Raw genomic sequence first — 17,429 nt, forward strand, 5'->3', positions numbered from 1 at the left:
TTCTTAACAAAAAGTCAATAATATTTGCACAAACGGCAAAAAACTTGCACAAGCGGTAGGTGATTTGGTGTACGGAAAGCAAAGCCTCCCACAGAAACAATTCCGTGGGAGGCTTATTATTATATCAAATACTTATTATCTCACTCATCGTCCTCTCCCACAGCCGAAAGCTTTTTATATCGGCGGTGTTCGATTATCTGCTGTTTGTGCTGTTCAAAATACTCGTCATATCTGTTTCTGCCAAACTTTGCTATCAGCTTATGATTATAATTCATAAGCTTAGCCGTAAATTCATCACTATCAGCGTAATACAAATTAAGAAAATCATTATGATCATATCTTTGACCCTTTCGGTCAAAATCAAGCAGGTCAAGAAGCATGGCGGCATTAAAATCTATTTTCAGATCCTTATGGCTAAGGTTTTCTGCCTTTTCATCACCCACCATATACACATGATATAATTCTGAGTCGGCAATAAATCTGTATTCATAGCCACCCTCTTTATTCTTTAATGAAGCGGTGATAATTGCTTTTTTACTCTTGATATCATTATTGAAAAGACCCTTTATACGGCTGAGCAAACGATATGTTTCATAAAACTTCTTCTCTTTTATATCTCCACGAAGAATATTCTCCTCAGAATCCTCCTTGCTGAAAGACTTATTTCCGGCTTCGCTTTCAAACAATGCCTTTGCCGCAACAGCGTTCCAATAATTTTTCACATATACGCCCTGACCATTGTCCTGATCCTGCTCTACTCTGAAATATCCGCCCTCAGGATAAATAGAAAAGGTCGTTTTGTCAAGCTTTTGCGAGAGGCTGTGCCTTTTTGCATCGGCGGCAGCACCACGGACGCTGACGATAATAACATTTCCAACTATTCTTATAATGCCTATGGCAAGATTGGCGGCTATCACAAAAGGCAGAATAAAGCCCCATGTAACAGCAAAGGTCGCACGCAGAGCAATAAGGATTATCCACAAAGGTCCCCATATAGTCATACCTAGATCGACCTCATATTCCTCACGGGTCATCTCATCTTCAAGGAGGACAACTTTTGAAAAGTTATTATACACAGAACCAAACACATTGAAGCCCTTTCGCCCTATCCTAAACGGAAAGCCTGCCGCAAATATCCAGCAAAGTACGCCTGAGATAAGTGCAGTGAGCCAATAGTATTCAAAATATTGTGCCTGCTTGAAGCTTATCTGCTTGTTCAGGACTTTATTCACAGGCTTTTGCAGTGGAGTTACTTTACTAAATATATTTTTCAGGCTGTTGTCAATATCAGTATATGAAGCCTTTTCACCGTCTTTGACAACGCCAAAGGCACTTCCCACAGTGACGGTCTGCTTTGAGTTTTCAGCTATGTACTTATCATATCTGTCATCATTTCCTGCGATCTTAGGTATAGCAAAGGTCACAATGATAAGTGCGACCACAAGTATCACAAACTGCATCAGGGCTGTAACAATGTTTTTCATTTTCCATATGTTCCTTTCAAATATGATCTTCTAAATACATTATAATATATTGAAAGGGTTTTGGCAAGAAGTATCATAAGATTTTTTCGCCATCATAAAACAAAAAAAGAGCGACTGAAAAGTTAGGTATCACAAATTTATTAAAGCAAAAAAATGCTCTGCGGAATCACACTCTCCGCAGAGCATTTCGTTTTAGTATAGCTTTCCGTTTTTCTTGTAACCGCCGTCAGCCTCAGAATATTTAAGGCACATAAACTGCCACTTGTAATTCCATTGTGGACTGTCATAGACCTTTTCTCCGACTTCCAGCAGATAAGTCACTCCGTCTATCTTTATCTCGCCCCAGAAGTGCTGTCCTCCGCCCTTGCGGTTGCCCATAACAAGGTTTGCGTCATAGCCGAGATAAACCATCATTTCCACCAGTGCGCCATTGTAATCAGAACATTGACCTTCTTTGTAAACAAAGATATTCTTGCTATGCGAGCCTGTCGGTATCCTGCCATATTTCAAATTCTTTCTTATCCAATCCGCAGTATATTCGACCTTCTTTGCCGCCGACCAATCTTTCTTGAAATGCTTTGAGGCAAAGTTTTTAAGTATCTTCTTCTCCTCTGCTGTAAGAGTGTGCGTCGAGGTCTTTGTTTTCTTGCCCTGAACGTTGTAGATCTTATAAGTGCTGTGGCTCTTCTTTGTTGCCGCATTAAGTCTTGAAACAGTGTTTATCTTGCATTGGATACCCGTCCAGCTACTGTAAACCACCTTTCCGTTTATGGTCTTATAAGCCCTCATTTTGAAGTGATAATTCTTTGAACCTGAAAGGTCTGATTTTGTATAGGAGGTTGTGCTGTTCTTTGTTATCTTCTTGAGCTGAACATAATCGTTATAGCAATCCTTTGGCATACTATAGTAATCGTTATGTGGGATAGTCCACTCATCGCCCTTGCACCAGTATATCTGATATCCATCAGCCTTTGTGTTCTTCTTCCAGCTTATCGTGACTTTCTTATTATAAGCCTTTACCGTCATTTTCGGTGTGGATAACTTCGTGTTGCCTTTTACTGTTATATAAGGGCCGGTCTTAGAGTTGTATTCAAGCTTTACGGCATAAGTATAACTCGTTGCCTCTGAAAGCTTCTTGTCAGTATAGCTTGTGGAACTCGTGACCGTCAGACGCTTGTAGGTCTTTTTCTTTGGATCATAGCGATAAACCCTGTATTTGCAATTGCCGATCTTGTTCCAGCTAAGCTTTACAGAAGTGGTAGAGTCAGCGGTAGCCTTAAATCCCTTTGGCTTTCCAAGGATGATCTTGAATGTTGTCGAAACAGGGTACCTGCTTTCGTAGTTTCCGCCAAGAGTAACAACAGCGGTCGCAGTGCCTATATTTGTGTTATTGTAATATGTTACAGTATAGTCGGAACTCTTGATCATATTTCCGTCCGCCTTGACAAAAAGGCTCGGTCTGACAGCTTTGCCGGTATAATCCACATCAGCTATCTTTAGTATCTCGACCTCAGAAACAGCTTTCGGGCTGATAGTAAAAGGCACTGTCACATATCCTGTATAGCCGTTCATTCCTGCTATGGTCATATAGCCTGTTCCGGCATTCACATTGTTTGTGTATGATACATTATAATCAACGCCACGTCTTAGCACCGCACCACTAACTGTAACAACAGGTGCAGGAGTCTGAGCATAACCCGTGTAGGTGCAGCTAGTATCCACAGAAATATTCTCGCTGGATATTTCAGCCTCTACAACGTTATACTCAAAGGAATCGGTTCCATTAAAGTTGCCGATACCTTTAATATAAGCATAATGCCCGCCAAGCTCGCCACAGTCGTCCTCATATTCGATCTCATAGTCAACGCCCTCAGCAAGCACAATATCATTGTATGTAACAATAGGTTTTGGCTGAACAGGTTTACCGGCACAGTAGCTCTGCTCATACTCGCAGTCAATATCCGCACTATAAATATCAGCTGGCACGATATTGAAATTCTTTGTAAAGCTTCCTGTGTAATTGCCTATACCAGTGAAGTAGCCGTCGCAGTACCTACGTTTATATTATTCTCATAAGTAACAACATAGTCCTCGTCCTCAGTGAGCCGGTAATAATTGTTGCTGTCCATAAGTGAATAGCCATAAAGCGTCTTTTCCGTGCCGTCATACGTCTGATCGCCTTCATACCAACTGCTATACATATCCTCAGTCAACTGAATGGCTTCATCGTTCTCCGACGTATAAAGACCGACTTCCTCTCCGCCAGCAGGAATTTGCTCCTCTGCCTCAGCTCCGAAGCATACCACTGCACTTTGCAGTGCAAGACACACTGCCACTGCCGTCGTAAGCGTCCGCTTAAATAACTTCATATTATTTTTCCTTTCCACTATAGTTTTCTCATATATTACTAATTTTATCACAAAGATGTGACAATGTCAAGATAAAATACAACAAATAGAAAGCCTCATGACATTCAGTTAGATCGTGAAGTGGAGGATGTAAAATACGGTGATACCACACAAGAATAAGGAGGTCTGATTATGATCTCTGAATTTGTACGAGAACAAAAAAAGATATATTCTGACGGCTTGAGAGAATCAATATAAAGTAAATTTTATATCGGTATATATGCTCAACGCAGCGTATATACCGATTTTTGTTTCAAAAAGTTTCTTAATTTTCTGAAATTTAAAAGCAGAGTTTTGTGTACATACAACATATTATACTGCATATGTGATAAAAATTAGTCATATTGTTCAATTAGCCTACGAAAAGTTGTGCTAAAATACGAAAATTATTTGTGTAAACGTTTTACTCAAATATTTAAGTTGACTTATTATACTTTTAATAATATAATGTTTTACGTTGACAGAGTTAAGGCAGCAACGCACGAGGATAATACAGTGCTGCCTTAGAATACCGGTATTTAAAAATTAATTGTATAAGAGGAGCTTTTTATGGTACAGAACAAAACTTTTTCTGTAAAGGCATTACAGACTTTTGTTGCTGTAATGTTTGCCGTAATAACCTGCTTCGGTTTTATGACAACACCGACCGCAGAGGCGGCATCAGGATTTTATGTAAGCGGTACTAGTATCTATGACGCTAGCGGAAACAAGTTCGTTATGCGTGGCGTGAACATTGCTCATGCATGGTACACAGAGAAGACTGAAACTTCTATCAAGGGCGCTGCAAACAACGGCGCAAATACCGTAAGAGTCGTACTTGCAAACGGCTCAAAGTACACAAAAACAAGCGCACAGGAAGTAAAGAACATCATCAGCTGGTGCAAGTCAAACAAGCTGATATGCATTCTTGAAGTACATGACGCAACAGGCAGCGACAGCACTTATGATCTTAACAAGTGCGTTGACTACTGGAAGGAAATGAAGAACGTTCTCAGCGGTACTGAGAAATATGTTATCGTAAACATCGCAAACGAGTGGTGCGGCACATGGAACGGAAGTGCATGGGCTGACGGCTACAAGTCTGCTATCCAATCTGTAAGAAACGCAGGCATTACAAATATGCTTATGGTAGACTGCGCAGGCTGGGGACAGTATCCTGACAGCATCAAGGATTACGGTAAGTCTGTTTTCAACGCAGACTCACAGAAGAACACCATATTCTCCATTCATATGTATGAATACGCAGGCGGAAACGCATCAACTGTAAGAAACAACATTGATAACGCACTCAACATCGGTGTGCCTGTTGTTATCGGCGAGTTCGGCGGTCAGCACACAAACGGCGACGTTGATGAGGCTACTATCATGAGCTACTGCACAAGCAAGGGCGTAGGCTATCTTGGCTGGTCATGGAAGGGCAACAACTCTGACATGAGCTACCTCGACATTGCACACTCATGGGACGGCTCAAGCCTTTCTTCATGGGGAAATACACTTATCAACGGTTCAAACGGAATTAAGGCAACTTCTAAGACTTGCTCAGTTTACAGCGGTTCAGGAAGCTCTTCCGGCGGTTCTTCTTCAGGAACTTCAACAGATTCTAACGGCGGAGTTCTCGGACTTGACGGAACATATTACATCAAGAGCGCACTCAGCGGCAAGTATCTTGACGTATACAAGGCAAAAGCTGACAACGGCACAAACGTTCAGCAGTACAGAGGTACAGGCGGAAACAATCAGAAATTCAAGCTTGTAAGCGACGGAAACGGCTATTACACTATTTACACAGGTGCATCAAATTACAAAAGCTGTCTTGACGTATACAACTGGAGCAGGGACAATGGTGCTAACATCAACCAGTGGCAGTATCACGGCGGTGACTGTCAGAAATTCCAGCTTGTAAAGATCGGCGACGCTTATGCTATCAAGACAAAGATCTCAGACTGCTACTCATGCCTTGACGTTTACGAACAGAACACAGCTGACGGAGCAAACATTAACCAGTGGAGCTACTGGGGCGGAAAGTGCCAGCTTTGGTATCTTGAATCAACATCAGGTTCTTCCTCATCTTCATCTTCTTCAAGCAGCTCAGGCAGCAATTACAAATCGATCTTCTGGGGTTCTTCAACTGCTGCAGCATGGGGTCAGGCTGTTTCAGCAATGACTTCAAAGAATGGCGGAAGCTTCAACGCATATGACATTCAGTCAAACGGCTACTTCTACGTTGAATACTCAGGAACACAGAATCAGGTAGAATTTGTTCTTCAGAGCTGGTCAGGCGGAGCAGAGTGGGCAAAGGTTTCAACAAGCGAAACAGGCACAGCAAACGGACACTACTACGCAAAGTATTCTTACAACAACTGCAAGTCAGCATTCGGCACTTCCGATTTCGGCGGAAAGCTGGATCAGATCCATGCAGGTGCAGCAAACGGCACAGTAACGATCTACTCTGTATGCTACTGCTGGTGATCTAAGATTTTTTTCAGACTTCATACTGTTTCACAGCAGTATGAAGTCTTTTTTATGCAAAAAAAGTTTTAACTGTACCTTTGATTTTCTTCCTTCAAAAAAAATCAGAGCCTACTGTTATTTATGAGTTGCCTGTACGGATTGTTCGCTTTAAAATATCAGATGACAGCTATGAAGTAATTGCTACAAATTTATCTGAAGATCTTTTTTTCTTCTGATGACCTTAAATACACCGTGGGGCTTAGATATTTTCACGCAATTTTATTTCTTGATTTTATTAGCTTAATGATATTGATAGAAAGCCATGCGAGTTTTCCTTAGATTGTTTGGATCTCTATCACGAATTTTCCTTCGGAGTTCACCTTCAGACGCAATGTCTTGACATATCTATTGCAAAAGTTCTCCATTTCTTTCATGGTAGCGGTCACTTTTGTGGCTTCATATATCTTGTGAGTAAGCTCCAGAGGATTCTCTCCAATGAGTGAGGGCAAATGCTTTTCAAGCTCTGCAAAGAGTACAGCACGTTTCAACTCCTCCGTGCCTGCGGTGCAGAAATCATCAATGGCACAATAATAGATGCCATGCTGTGCGAGGGCGTTTTTGATCGCCGTTCCACACTTCTCGTATTCGTACATAACGAGAAACTTTGCTTTCGGCAGGCTCTCGATAAGTCCCCAAAAGTCCGAATCACTTGACACAATAATAAAAGATGTTATCCCGTCACGGTAGAAGTCCGTGACTACGCTTGCGGTCATTCGCACATCGACCAGTGACTTTCTGTCTGTCACTCGGTCGATCTCTATATGTTCAACGGGTATCTGCGTGAATTTAGGGAGCCAATCCCAGCCTGCGGTAGTGTTCGGATCGTCATATAGCGTGATCTTCTCGATCTTAGCAAGCTCCTCCTGATTCAAGCCTTTCAGAACACTATAAAGCTTGTATGGATCAGAGTTCTCACAATCGACAGCTATAGCTGTTTTCTCAGTGCTGTCAATAAAATTATAGATATTGTTTCGTGTTTCATCATCTGCGTCCCGATATTTCGTATAATCGGTGAAGCTGTCATTATGCTGACCGTAGATGATCTTCAAAAACTTACGGTCGGAATAGATGATGCTCCCGACTTCGGCAGGTTGCCAGTGAATATACATCTGAAATGGGTAATGTTCGATATTCGCCATATATTTATTGAACTCGGCTTTCATTACACCGTTCTTATTGTATTTCGGGACAAAGAACAGATCTCTGATATACTCCCAATTCAGCCAATCGTAGAATAGTTGAGAGCATTTGTCGATATTTTCATTGATGAGCCTTGTAAATTCCTGCATATACTTCTCTGAACGGCAATTCGCTTGGATAATGGTAAATCCCCATTTTTCAAGCTGTTTGATATTATCCGTATCGTACCATTCTATGTTATGCAAATTTTTGAGCTGAAACCGCATCAGATCATCGGTCTTTTTGAATTTCTGCATCAGTACGGTTCGCAGCTTACATAAATATCGTATGGTAGTAGCGTCTTTGTCGGCTTGGAGCTTCTCGATAAGTTCGGAACATTCACCGTAACTCACGGTCAGAGCTGACATTCGGACGCCTATCATATAGGCTATAGTAGTAACTACCTCTTTTGTATCAACGGTCAAGTAAAACCCTCCTATTCATTTAATATGATCATCAATTGCCGTCATTATCCTGTTGAGCCGATTTTATCATGGTCTTGCTGATAGAAATTTCTGCGCTCTCCACCCGTTTGATTTTCTTGTATAATACACAGTTTACTAATTCTTCGTTTTCGTTATCCATTGCGATTCACCTCCACTCTGCCCTATATCCTGATTATAGCACAAATGGCGGTATATTGCAATGAAAAGGGCGTAAAAAAAGGGCTTACGAATTGACTTTTTCGGGGCTGTTTGGTATAATAAGAATAATTGAGGGGCAATGCGGCTTCCTCGCTTAAATCGGAATTTAGAGGTATAAAATGATTGTTTTAATAACAGGTGCTTCCCATACTGGCAAAACATTGCTAGCGCAAAAGCTGCTTGAAAAGTATCAATACCCATATTTGTCAATAGACCACCTGAAAATGGGACTTATCAGAAGCGGACAGACAGACCTAACACCTTATGATGATGATAAGTTAACAGACTATCTATGGGAAATTATAAAAGAAATGATAAAGACTGCAATTAAGAACGAGCAAAACATGATCGTAGAGGGGTGCTATATCCCGTTCAACTGGAAAGATAGCTTTGATGAAGAATATATACCTCAAATCAGATTTATATGTCTGATTATGAGCGATAATTACATCAGCTGTCATTTTGATGATATTATCAAAAACGAGAATGTAATAGAAAATAGAATGCATGATGCTGACTTCACGATTGAATCTATTAAAGAAGCTAATCAGTATAACCTTCAGCAATGCAGGATGTTCGGACTTGATTATGTTCTCATTGATGGTGAGTATGATATAGACCAGTATTGCAAATTCTGATTTAGCTTAGTAACTGAATATACCCAAACACGGATAGACCGTCCTAAACATACGGCTATCCGTTTCTTATTCCGCATTTTTACACAAAAAAAGAACGCAAAAACATTACGGCAAATATCTGAATTCAAAAAAACCAGCAAATAATGTTTATTCTACTGTATTTTCCCTCTCTCCTCCACAAACTCCACCAAACACATATCCTCCACAGCTATCCTAGTCTTGTCCATAAAAACAAGCTCATTAGTATAGCTGTCATAAATTCTCACTATGCCTGTCTTGGTCTGATAACTGCCACCACTTTTTCTCTTATCGGGAACAAAATATGTCACCCTTATCTCAGGGCGTTCGTCAAGCATATCAAGCAGGCGGTTGAGATCGTCATTTAGCCTGTTTACCTCGTCCTCTGTCAGCTCCTCCCTGATTTCGGTGTATCTTGCGGTTTCATCAACAGCAGCATCATAGCCTGTCAAAGCTGCAAAAGGGCTGAACTGCGCCGCCCTGTCTGATATAGACATTTGCGGATGATCGTCATAGTGCGGACGTGAAAACTGCTTTATATCATAATAATTGTCGTACATTGTAAGCCCCACCTTTCATGCCTTGTGACCGCCTATACTGCGGTTGCGCTCTCTTGCCGTAGCTCCCTCGGTATAGTTCGTGCCTTTCAAAATGGCATTTTTCCCATATTTGTGCTTTATCAAGAGCATTGCTTCCTGCAATGCCCTTTCTTTTTCTTCTGCGTTGTTATCAGCATTTGCCGCTTCCGCCATATCAAACAAGCTTATCTGCTCATAGCTCTCAGCTTCGGGGATATCCTCTTCTCTTATGACATTACAGGCAGTCAGATTAAGCCGTCTTGCAAGCAAAGTCTTGTCGATAATTCTGTCAAAAAGAGCCATGGTTGCGTCTATTATTTTTCTGGTCGAGGAAGTGTGCCTGCCTAGATTTTGAGTGCCATGGGCGTGCTTTGGTATCTTCCTGCCATAGTGGTCGCAAACCACCTCGCCCGTATAGTGACCGTCTGCCAAGCTTTCTTTATCATACCCCACAGTGAGAACGATCTGATTTGTTACAACGCCCTTATCCACAAGATCAAGGGACAGCATATCAGCCATTTCCCACAGGATAAGCCTTGTGTGCTCATAATTACACGGCCCTTGCAAGACCTGCCCAGAGGAAATGCTGTTGTTTGAGGGGCGGTATGACTTCACGTCAGGTATGGCGGTAGGCTCGATACCCCATGCGTGGTCGATAAGAAGCTCGGTATTTTTGCCGAAAACCTTGTAAAGCTTCCCTATAAGATAATGGTCCAGCGACCAGCGTGAGATATCCCCCATGGTGTAAATACCAAGCTTTTCAAGGCGGCTCGCTGTGCCTGCGCCCACACGCCAAAAGTCCGTGATAGGGGTATGCCCCCACAGCGTTTCTTTGTAAAGCTGTTCGTTCAGCTCTGCGATACGGACGCCGTTTTTATCCGCAGGGATATGCTTTGCCACAATATCCATAGCCACCTTGCACAGATACATATTCGTTCCAACGCCTGCTGTGGCAGTTATACCTGTAGTTTTCAGCACGTCCAAAATGAGCATTTGTGCAAAGCCACGTCCGTCAACGTTATAAAGCCCGAGATAGCCCGTTGCGTCAATAAAGACCTCGTCGATAGAATAGGCGAAAATATCCTCTGGTGACACATATTTCAGATAAATCCCGTATATTTTTGCACTCACAGCCAAATATTTCGCCATTTGCGGAGTTGCCACGATATAATCAAGCTCGCAGGCAGGGTCAGACAGCTCCGAATAGATATAGCTTTTCTTTGCAAACTGTCTTTTAGGAGCTTTCTGCAAACGCTCCTTATTGACCTGCTCCACACGCTGAATGACCTCAAAAAGCCTTGCCCTGCCTGAAATACCAAAGCTTTTCAGTGACGGTGACACTGCAAGACATATAGTTTTCTCCGTTCGGCTCTCATCAGCCACCACAAGGTTTGTATTCAATGGGTCAAGCTGCCTTTCCACGCACTCCACCGAAGCATAAAAAGATTTCAGGTCTATTGCAACATAGGTCTTTTCCATAGCATCACCGCCTTTTTCCTTTATGTATAATAGTATACCACGAAACTTTCTGTTTTACAATAGAAAATCGAACAAAAGTTCTGAATTTTTAATTAACTCTTTTCATGGCAGTTGACAAAGAAAAAACGTCCCCGAGGAAAACTTGGGGACGTTAGTGTTATATTGGGTTTTAAGACGGCATACAATAGTCTACCAAGCTTCACTGTCATAAGGCTCAATAGGAATATTGTAATTCTCTGTTACTTTATAATACTTATCAGTGTCAGTGTCTACCATAAGAACATTTATATCTCCTGTGCTGAGCACATCTCCGTCAATGTAGTAGTGACTCGCTCCGTCATAGTAGATATCGTTAAATCTGCGGTCGCCTGCTATACTGCTGGTGTGGACATGCCCTGCCACCACCTTTTTGTCAAGTCCGTGTATCTTGCCAAGCCTGTGGGGATACTGCTCTGTAAAAATATAATCCTCGGTGCAGTATTCCCAAGCATTGCCCGAATCCTCGTCAATGCCTGCGTGGACAAAGATAGTGTTGCCCTCAACATGGTATCTCGGCAGACGTTCAAACCAATATCTATACGAGTCATCAGAGTCATCATATTCACCGCTGCCTAGCATTTCATTGACCGAAGAAAAACCGCTCATCACCATTTCCTCGTGATTGCCAAGAAGCGCCACCACCTTCCTATGACCATATATATTCTGCAAGCCCATTATCTTTTTAAGCACAGCTATATTGTCCTCGCCGCCGTGGATATAATCTCCCAGAAAGATAAGCTTTGTGTCAGGCTCGTCAAGGTGGTCAATGACAAGCTCCAAAGCGTCGCAAAGTGCTGAATAACAGCCGTGGATATCACTCATGCAGTATATTTTCATGCTTTTCTCCTTTTGTATCATTAGTTTGGTCGTATTTAGCTATCAGTTTTTCCATGTCCTCAGATCTTGTTTTGACCTTACGCATAACTAGGTAGAGCATTTTTTTCAGATTTTCAAGCTTATCTTTTATATTTTCCTTTTCTGCCATAGTTTGCCCTCCTATAACAATTATCTCTATAATTATATTGTATCACAGGGAATATATCCCTGTCAATCAGCTATGCCACACGAATTATAGTATTTGAAATTATCTTGAAAAAAATATCTCCTTTCTCGCTTGTTTCAGGGGTGATACTGTTATACACAAAGGCTGAAACACAGCCGTCTATGCCGTCGCCTTTCATATCCAGGCACTCACGCTCGGCTTTCCAATCGTTTTTGTACGGACTAACATAAAGCACTGCATTGCCACCTATGATAGCATATGGATAACACTTATCCTCACGATACTTCTGAAACTCATCAAACGCCGCCAGAGCCTCTGCTTCCGCTTTTGTGAGCTTCTTTCTGTTTATTCTTCCACTCCCCATTCTGTCTGTCATAAATTTCATGCGCTTTTTGCTTTCTTCCACAAGCTCTTTTTTAGTTGCAAGGACTAGCTTATCATCGCATGAGTACTGCTCCTCGCCCTGCCATATCATAGCCTTTTTGTCATATGTAAAATCTATTGGCAGGACAAAGAACACCAGATTTTTACCTCTGTATGCAAATCTGTCTATCTCAGCTATAGCCCTTTTTCTTGTAGGATAAACGCCTCCGCACATACACAATCTATCATACTTTCTGCCGTCCGTCCTGTTGTATGCCTCTACTCTCCACTTTCTTGCGTCAGCGTCACAGTACATAGAATAATCATCATATATCACCGTCTTTTTGCCATCCTCGATCATGATGACCTGAGTACCATTTCTTTGCTCGTCAAATGGCGGAATGTTATCTGACAATGCCAATCTCTCAATGACCTCTGTGTTAAAAATCTTTGTGTTCTTTTTCATAGCCTTACCTCCGTATCAACTCTGTCTTGACCTTATGTGCTTATTATAGCACCTTTAAGGTTCTGTTTACTGTTCCAAAATGGTCTGCGGTGTGTTTTTTTGATTTTATTCCCTTTTCAAGCTTCTGTATATATTATAGCACCCACTTAGTACAGTTTACTGAACCAATTCGGCACAATTATGATATATTCTTTTTTTTTATATTTTTTTGCGAGATATTTGATAGTGTATTTCTCATACAATAAACTTTTCTGCACCTTGTTTTTGCTACAGAAAAATGATATAATAAAAGCAACAAAAAAATCGACAAGAAGAGAGGATCAGTTATGATGATAATAAGAGTCATTGTTGCAGGATAGAAAAAATAGTTTGCAAAAATTAATATGACATTTGAATTTTTGAAGCCACGTATTTCAGCGTTGATAATCTAAGACTTGGTAATTCAGTTTGAGATTGAATGTACTGAAATTGCAAGAGAATGTGATTTATGAAAAGAGGTCAAGTGCAATGCCAAACATATGGTACAAAAACAAAGAAACCGATACTATTTGGTGGAAAGATGACCCTACAGTTATCGGAGTTTGGATATTCAGCTTTGACAAAACCACTGAATTTAATATGTTCCATGATTATCCTTATAAATTAACAAAAGAGCAGAAACAGATTTTTGACAAAGAAAATCCCGAATGGGCGGATTTCTTTAAGGATAGAAAATAACAGACACAAGATTTCTATTTTGTAATTAGATAAATCTCAGATACCTAATATAATAAAAAAGCCCACAGACCCGATCACATTGATCGCATCTGTGGGCTTTTGAAATTTTACCACACATCGTATATCTTAGCCTTTTCCTCATTGAAATCATCAGGAAGCGTTCCGATATCCCAGCCGGAGTTGGTAGTTTCTATGTAAAGATAATGGCTTCCATTGTAATCATAGTACGTGCCGGGGGCATCGTCTGTCGCCTTTACTCCTATTGCAACGTGTTCAGGAAGCTCGATAAAAATGCAGCCATAGCCAAGCTCTTTGAGCAAAGCACCCAAAAGTATGGACGAGTCCTCACAATCACCGCACTGGTCATAAAGCGTTTCCAGAGGATATTTTGGAAAATCAGTATATCCCGTTGAGGTCATGTCGTCAACATACTCTATGCTCTGCACGAAATTTGCAGTTTCTCTTATAGTCTCAGATTCGCCATAACCGCATTGGTCGCAAAGGCTTTTTATTTCGTCTGCAAGCTGTTTTACGAGCTTATGATTATTGTCGTCACTTACATAGTTATGATAATCTTTCACATATGAGTATCTCAAAAGACTATGATAATATTCATACATATCGTCCTGAATATTCATTGATATTTCAAAGGTATATCGTTTGTCATAGCTCGTCCAGTTAAAAGTCCTTTTCGACCATGTGGGGTCTGCAGGCTGAACATAGTCAGGCTTTCGGTCGTCACGAGGCTCATATCCGTCCTCATCAGTGACTATGGGTGTTTGCTGAGTAACTGCGGTAGTGGTCTGCTGTGTTGTTGTGGTGTATGTATCGTATGTATTCAATCCCGGTCTTTTCTCTGGATACAGAAATTCATCAATTGTATTGCTAAATGCAAAATATACGCCCACTGCCACACAAATAGTAATAAGTAATTTCTTCATATATTCGTCCTGTTTTTAGTTGGTTTACGGCTTTTGTCATATGTACATTATACTATAAGACGGTATAAAATACAATACTATTAGATATACTTTACGAATTTGTTCTTATTTTTGCTATGGTTTGATATTTAGCTAAATAGTTGAAATTTGTGGGGCGGATTTCATCTCGTGGAATACACTCTCACATCTCGTGGAATGTGCTCTCACATCTGTTGGAATACACTCTCACTTCTCATGGAATGCGCTCTCACATCTCGTGGAATGCGCTTTCACATCTGTTGGAATACACTCTCACATCTCGTGGAATGCGCTCTCACATCTCATGGAATACACTCTCACATCTCGTGGAATGCGCTTTCACATCTCATGAAATACGTTCTCACCTTTAGCCTGCAAAGTACGTAAAACAGGGGGTGGATTTCATTCTCACCTTTAGCCTGCAAAGCACGCAAAATAGGGGTGGATTTCATTCTCACCTTTGGTGGATTTCTATTATATTCATAGCATCTGACCTAGCAGAACATTTTTTGTAACAATGAAAATATATATCCTTGTCGAGAAAATCCCTTATGGCTAGTTTGTGTATGAAAAAGCACCCTGTTAAGGTGCTTAGTTCCGATATTGGGGTATAAAAATACCGCCCGACCTTAGTCAAGCGGTAAAATTATTTATGCCGTTTTTTTGTTTATGCGATAAAGAGTTCCGAACCTGTTTCGATATCGCAAGCTTTCAACAGCACAGTTGTACTTTTTGCAATATCTGACGGGTCATTGTATCTTGTCATTGCTACTGAAACGACTTCATATGTCCTGCCACTCTTATCGTACAACTTTGTACCATTTTTGAGCATTTCACACTTGCCGTCCAAAGTAACAGACAACATATCGCCGATTTTAAATACATCAAGAACTTTAAACATATCAGTCGCCTCCTTTTTCATTATATGCCTTTAATTCACTTTCATACTGTTGCAAAGCAATTTTTGTTTGTTCGACCTCAGCTTCTGTCAACTTATAAGCCTTGTTGTTTCGTAAAAGCTTTTTCTGCGCCTCAATCTCGCAATTAAGTCTTAAAACATAACTTCCGTCATTTTCTCCGTTGCGATATTGTGTTGCGTGGATAAGTTCTTCAAAAACGCTGGCTCTCCCTGGATTTTGTTTAAGCAATATGGTCTTGTCATTGTAAGTGATAGCCTCAGCATTCTTACTTTTTAGGTAAGCGTCTGTTTCTTCACCATACTGGATAAGACCGCCCTGAGCCTTAAACGCCTTTTCGATTTTATGTAACTGTTTCTTCGGCATAGGCTCAATATAGCCTGCTCTGGCTTTTCTATACATTGCTTCACTTCCTACATTCATTATACCATATTTTTCGTTTTTGTCAACACCGCCGCCATAATACTTCTCCCTGCTATGATCCCTATGCAGCACCTCATTATGCTCCTCAACGAACACCTTTAATTCGTGCTGAGCCTGCCTGAGTTTTCTGTGGTATTCCTTAATGTTCACTCGCTTGCAGTTAGCGTATACGATACAGTTTTAATCCAAACACTTTTCAAGAAAGTCAGTTTAACATCGGTGATACCTTTTATTTTACATAAATAGCTGCATCTTATATTATTTGATCATCTTTTTTCAAACTCACTAATATCCTCATCAAACACAAGATAAGCCGAACACTCATTGTTATTTATCATATCTTTTATGTCTTTCAAAGCTTCAGCGTTTTTTATTCTTTCTTTTTTAGAAAAATCCTGCTGGAGCTTTATTATATCCTCCATATCCTCACAAGATAAAAGCTTAATATCATTTCTTCTATCCAGCATACCATATGTACACTTTGTTTTTGATATCTTATTTATCTTTTGTTTTATAAGCTTCATTTCAGGATCACTTGTCCAAGCAATAGAGTGCTTATGATCATATTGATGATTTATTTCACAGCCACAGTGTTCACATTTTATGTTTTTATCCACATACAGCGTTAGCCGTTCACCGCCAAAAAGAAGAACATTCTTTGATTCTTTTATTGTGCTTATACATTTAAGACACATTTTAAATGCTATACTGCCGGTCAAAACACCATAAGCTAAAATAAATTCGTTCTGCTTTCAATGCCACAAATAAGATACCTAATATTGAACATATAACTAAAATGCTCTTGTGTATCCTATCAAAGTCTGGTCTTTCGACAAGTTCCATTTTTACAGACGTTACCCTTGCTCTTATCCTGCTGCCAGGGTGTGTCATTTTATAATCATACATTCTATATATATCAAAAGTATGCCAAGAGCGTTGTTCCTCAAAATATATTCGGATATCATCTATTTCTCTGTCACTTAAAGTTATCTCGGTAGTTTCGCCCTCTTTTATACCAATATCTCTCCGCAGTAACTCTGGAGCGACCTTTACAGGTGTTTGTTCTATACTTACCTTTTCCCACCCGATATCCTTTCCACACTCACTGCATATTATCGGCTCTTCTGCCACATTGTTAAACAATAATTGTTCATTCAAAAACCCTTTCTTTATATAATGTTTACTTCATTACATTTTGACATTAATTTGCCAAATATATTGTAGCATACATCAAAATGACCTGTCAAATTTTGAAGTGAACAATTTTGGACAGCTGTGCTTTTGTATAATACACAATCCATAAAGTATACAGATTTCTGGAATATAACAAAAAGAGAATAAATTAAAAAGACACAAAAAAAGTGATATTTGAAGATAGCCAAAAATTTTTGCTAAAGCTTTTTGAAAAAGCAAAAAAAGAAAGCATATATATTTATCAACTAAAAGTAACCCAGATGAAGATACAAACAGTGCCACGGCAGATCACCCTGACACTGTTTTACAAACAGTGCCACGGCAGATCACCCTGACACTGTTTTACTATAAATAAAATTGTATTACTCGATATATTTGTTCAACTTATAAGATAAGAAAATAAATGACA

Annotated in this window: 18 protein-coding genes; 3 read left to right on the forward strand and 15 right to left on the reverse strand. The window is 40.3% G+C overall.

Annotated elements, in window-relative coordinates:
* Positions 1 to 140: 140 nt before the first annotated feature.
* The 3 genes from DW793_RS06805 to DW793_RS06815 all read right to left on the reverse strand — a co-directional run bounded on the left by DW793_RS06805 (position 141) and on the right by DW793_RS06815 (position 3,853).
* Entirely contained in the window at positions 141 to 1,484 is a 1,344-nt protein-coding gene (locus DW793_RS06805) for a hypothetical protein (protein WP_117927746.1), read from the reverse strand.
* A 192-nt stretch (positions 1,485 to 1,676) separates the two neighbouring features.
* Positions 1,677 to 3,470: a transglutaminase domain-containing protein gene (locus tag DW793_RS06810; RefSeq protein WP_118157447.1), complete on the reverse strand. Its 1,794-nt coding sequence runs from the start codon at positions 3,468 to 3,470 to the stop codon at positions 1,677 to 1,679.
* Between the two features lie 38 nt (positions 3,471 to 3,508).
* The gene (locus DW793_RS06815) at positions 3,509 to 3,853 is read right to left on the reverse strand and encodes a hypothetical protein (RefSeq protein ID WP_118157448.1); all 345 of its coding nucleotides are present in this window, start codon (positions 3,851 to 3,853) and stop codon (positions 3,509 to 3,511) included.
* Positions 3,854 to 4,441: 588 nt separating this feature from the next.
* Between DW793_RS06815 and DW793_RS06820 the strand changes: the two genes are divergently transcribed.
* Positions 4,442 to 6,361, forward strand: coding sequence for a cellulase family glycosylhydrolase (locus tag DW793_RS06820; RefSeq protein WP_118157449.1), 1,920 nt, complete (start codon positions 4,442 to 4,444; stop codon positions 6,359 to 6,361).
* A 317-nt stretch (positions 6,362 to 6,678) separates the two neighbouring features.
* On the opposite strand, the gene DW793_RS06825 is transcribed toward DW793_RS06820, so the two are convergent.
* Positions 6,679 to 8,007 carry an NYN domain-containing protein gene (locus DW793_RS06825; protein WP_118157450.1) on the reverse strand — a complete coding sequence of 443 codons (1,329 nt, stop codon included), beginning with the start codon at positions 8,005 to 8,007 and terminating at the stop codon, positions 6,679 to 6,681.
* A gap of 31 nt (positions 8,008 to 8,038) precedes the next feature.
* Entirely contained in the window at positions 8,039 to 8,167 is a 129-nt protein-coding gene (locus DW793_RS15625; protein ID WP_256321323.1) for a hypothetical protein, read from the reverse strand.
* Between the two features lie 178 nt (positions 8,168 to 8,345).
* On the opposite strand from DW793_RS15625, the gene DW793_RS06830 reads away from it, so the two are divergent.
* On the forward strand, positions 8,346 to 8,864 hold the full coding sequence (locus DW793_RS06830; RefSeq protein ID WP_117865394.1) for an AAA family ATPase: 519 nt from the start codon (positions 8,346 to 8,348) through the stop codon (positions 8,862 to 8,864).
* Positions 8,865 to 9,016: 152 nt separating this feature from the next.
* Here DW793_RS06830 and DW793_RS06835 read toward each other — a convergent pair whose 3' ends face one another.
* The 5 genes from DW793_RS06835 to DW793_RS06850 form a co-directional block, all read right to left on the reverse strand.
* Positions 9,017 to 9,442, reverse strand: coding sequence for a hypothetical protein (locus DW793_RS06835; RefSeq protein WP_118157451.1), 426 nt, complete (start codon positions 9,440 to 9,442; stop codon positions 9,017 to 9,019).
* Between the two features lie 15 nt (positions 9,443 to 9,457).
* Positions 9,458 to 10,939, reverse strand: coding sequence for a Y-family DNA polymerase (locus DW793_RS06840; protein ID WP_118157452.1), 1,482 nt, complete (start codon positions 10,937 to 10,939; stop codon positions 9,458 to 9,460).
* Between the two features lie 189 nt (positions 10,940 to 11,128).
* Positions 11,129 to 11,815, reverse strand: a complete 687-nt coding sequence (locus DW793_RS06845; protein WP_117923225.1) for a metallophosphoesterase — start codon at positions 11,813 to 11,815, stop codon at positions 11,129 to 11,131.
* Positions 11,793 to 11,963 (reverse strand): hypothetical protein, encoded by a 171-nt coding sequence (locus tag DW793_RS14595; RefSeq protein WP_181988308.1) that lies wholly within the window; start codon positions 11,961 to 11,963, stop codon positions 11,793 to 11,795. Before DW793_RS14595 ends, DW793_RS06845 begins: the two co-directional genes overlap by 23 nt.
* Before the next feature lie 70 nt (positions 11,964 to 12,033).
* Positions 12,034 to 12,810, reverse strand: a complete 777-nt coding sequence (locus tag DW793_RS06850) for a hypothetical protein (protein WP_118157453.1) — start codon at positions 12,808 to 12,810, stop codon at positions 12,034 to 12,036.
* Between the two features lie 507 nt (positions 12,811 to 13,317).
* Here DW793_RS06850 and DW793_RS06855 point away from each other — a divergent pair.
* Positions 13,318 to 13,527, forward strand: coding sequence for a DUF7675 family protein (locus tag DW793_RS06855; RefSeq protein ID WP_117865383.1), 210 nt, complete (start codon positions 13,318 to 13,320; stop codon positions 13,525 to 13,527).
* 107 nt (positions 13,528 to 13,634) lie between these two features.
* Here the strand turns inward: DW793_RS06855 and DW793_RS06860 are convergent, their stop codons facing one another.
* The 5 genes from DW793_RS06860 to DW793_RS06880 all read right to left on the reverse strand — a co-directional run bounded on the left by DW793_RS06860 (position 13,635) and on the right by DW793_RS06880 (position 16,984).
* Positions 13,635 to 14,468 carry a hypothetical protein gene (locus tag DW793_RS06860; protein ID WP_118157454.1) on the reverse strand — a complete coding sequence of 278 codons (834 nt, stop codon included), beginning with the start codon at positions 14,466 to 14,468 and terminating at the stop codon, positions 13,635 to 13,637.
* Positions 14,469 to 15,153: 685 nt separating this feature from the next.
* The gene (locus DW793_RS06865; RefSeq protein WP_117865378.1) at positions 15,154 to 15,387 is read right to left on the reverse strand and encodes a hypothetical protein; all 234 of its coding nucleotides are present in this window, start codon (positions 15,385 to 15,387) and stop codon (positions 15,154 to 15,156) included.
* A gap of 1 nt (position 15,388) precedes the next feature.
* Positions 15,389 to 15,976, reverse strand: coding sequence for a hypothetical protein (locus tag DW793_RS06870; protein WP_147342174.1), 588 nt, complete (start codon positions 15,974 to 15,976; stop codon positions 15,389 to 15,391).
* A 116-nt stretch (positions 15,977 to 16,092) separates the two neighbouring features.
* Positions 16,093 to 16,521 (reverse strand): hypothetical protein, encoded by a 429-nt coding sequence (locus DW793_RS15280; RefSeq protein ID WP_118157456.1) that lies wholly within the window; start codon positions 16,519 to 16,521, stop codon positions 16,093 to 16,095.
* Position 16,522: 1 nt separating this feature from the next.
* Positions 16,523 to 16,984 (reverse strand): hypothetical protein, encoded by a 462-nt coding sequence (locus tag DW793_RS06880; protein WP_118157457.1) that lies wholly within the window; start codon positions 16,982 to 16,984, stop codon positions 16,523 to 16,525.
* Positions 16,985 to 17,429: the final 445 nt, after the last annotated feature.

The organism is Ruminococcus sp. AM31-15AC (assembly GCF_003462045.1).
Taxonomy (GTDB): domain Bacteria; phylum Bacillota; class Clostridia; order Oscillospirales; family Ruminococcaceae; genus Hominimerdicola; species Hominimerdicola aceti.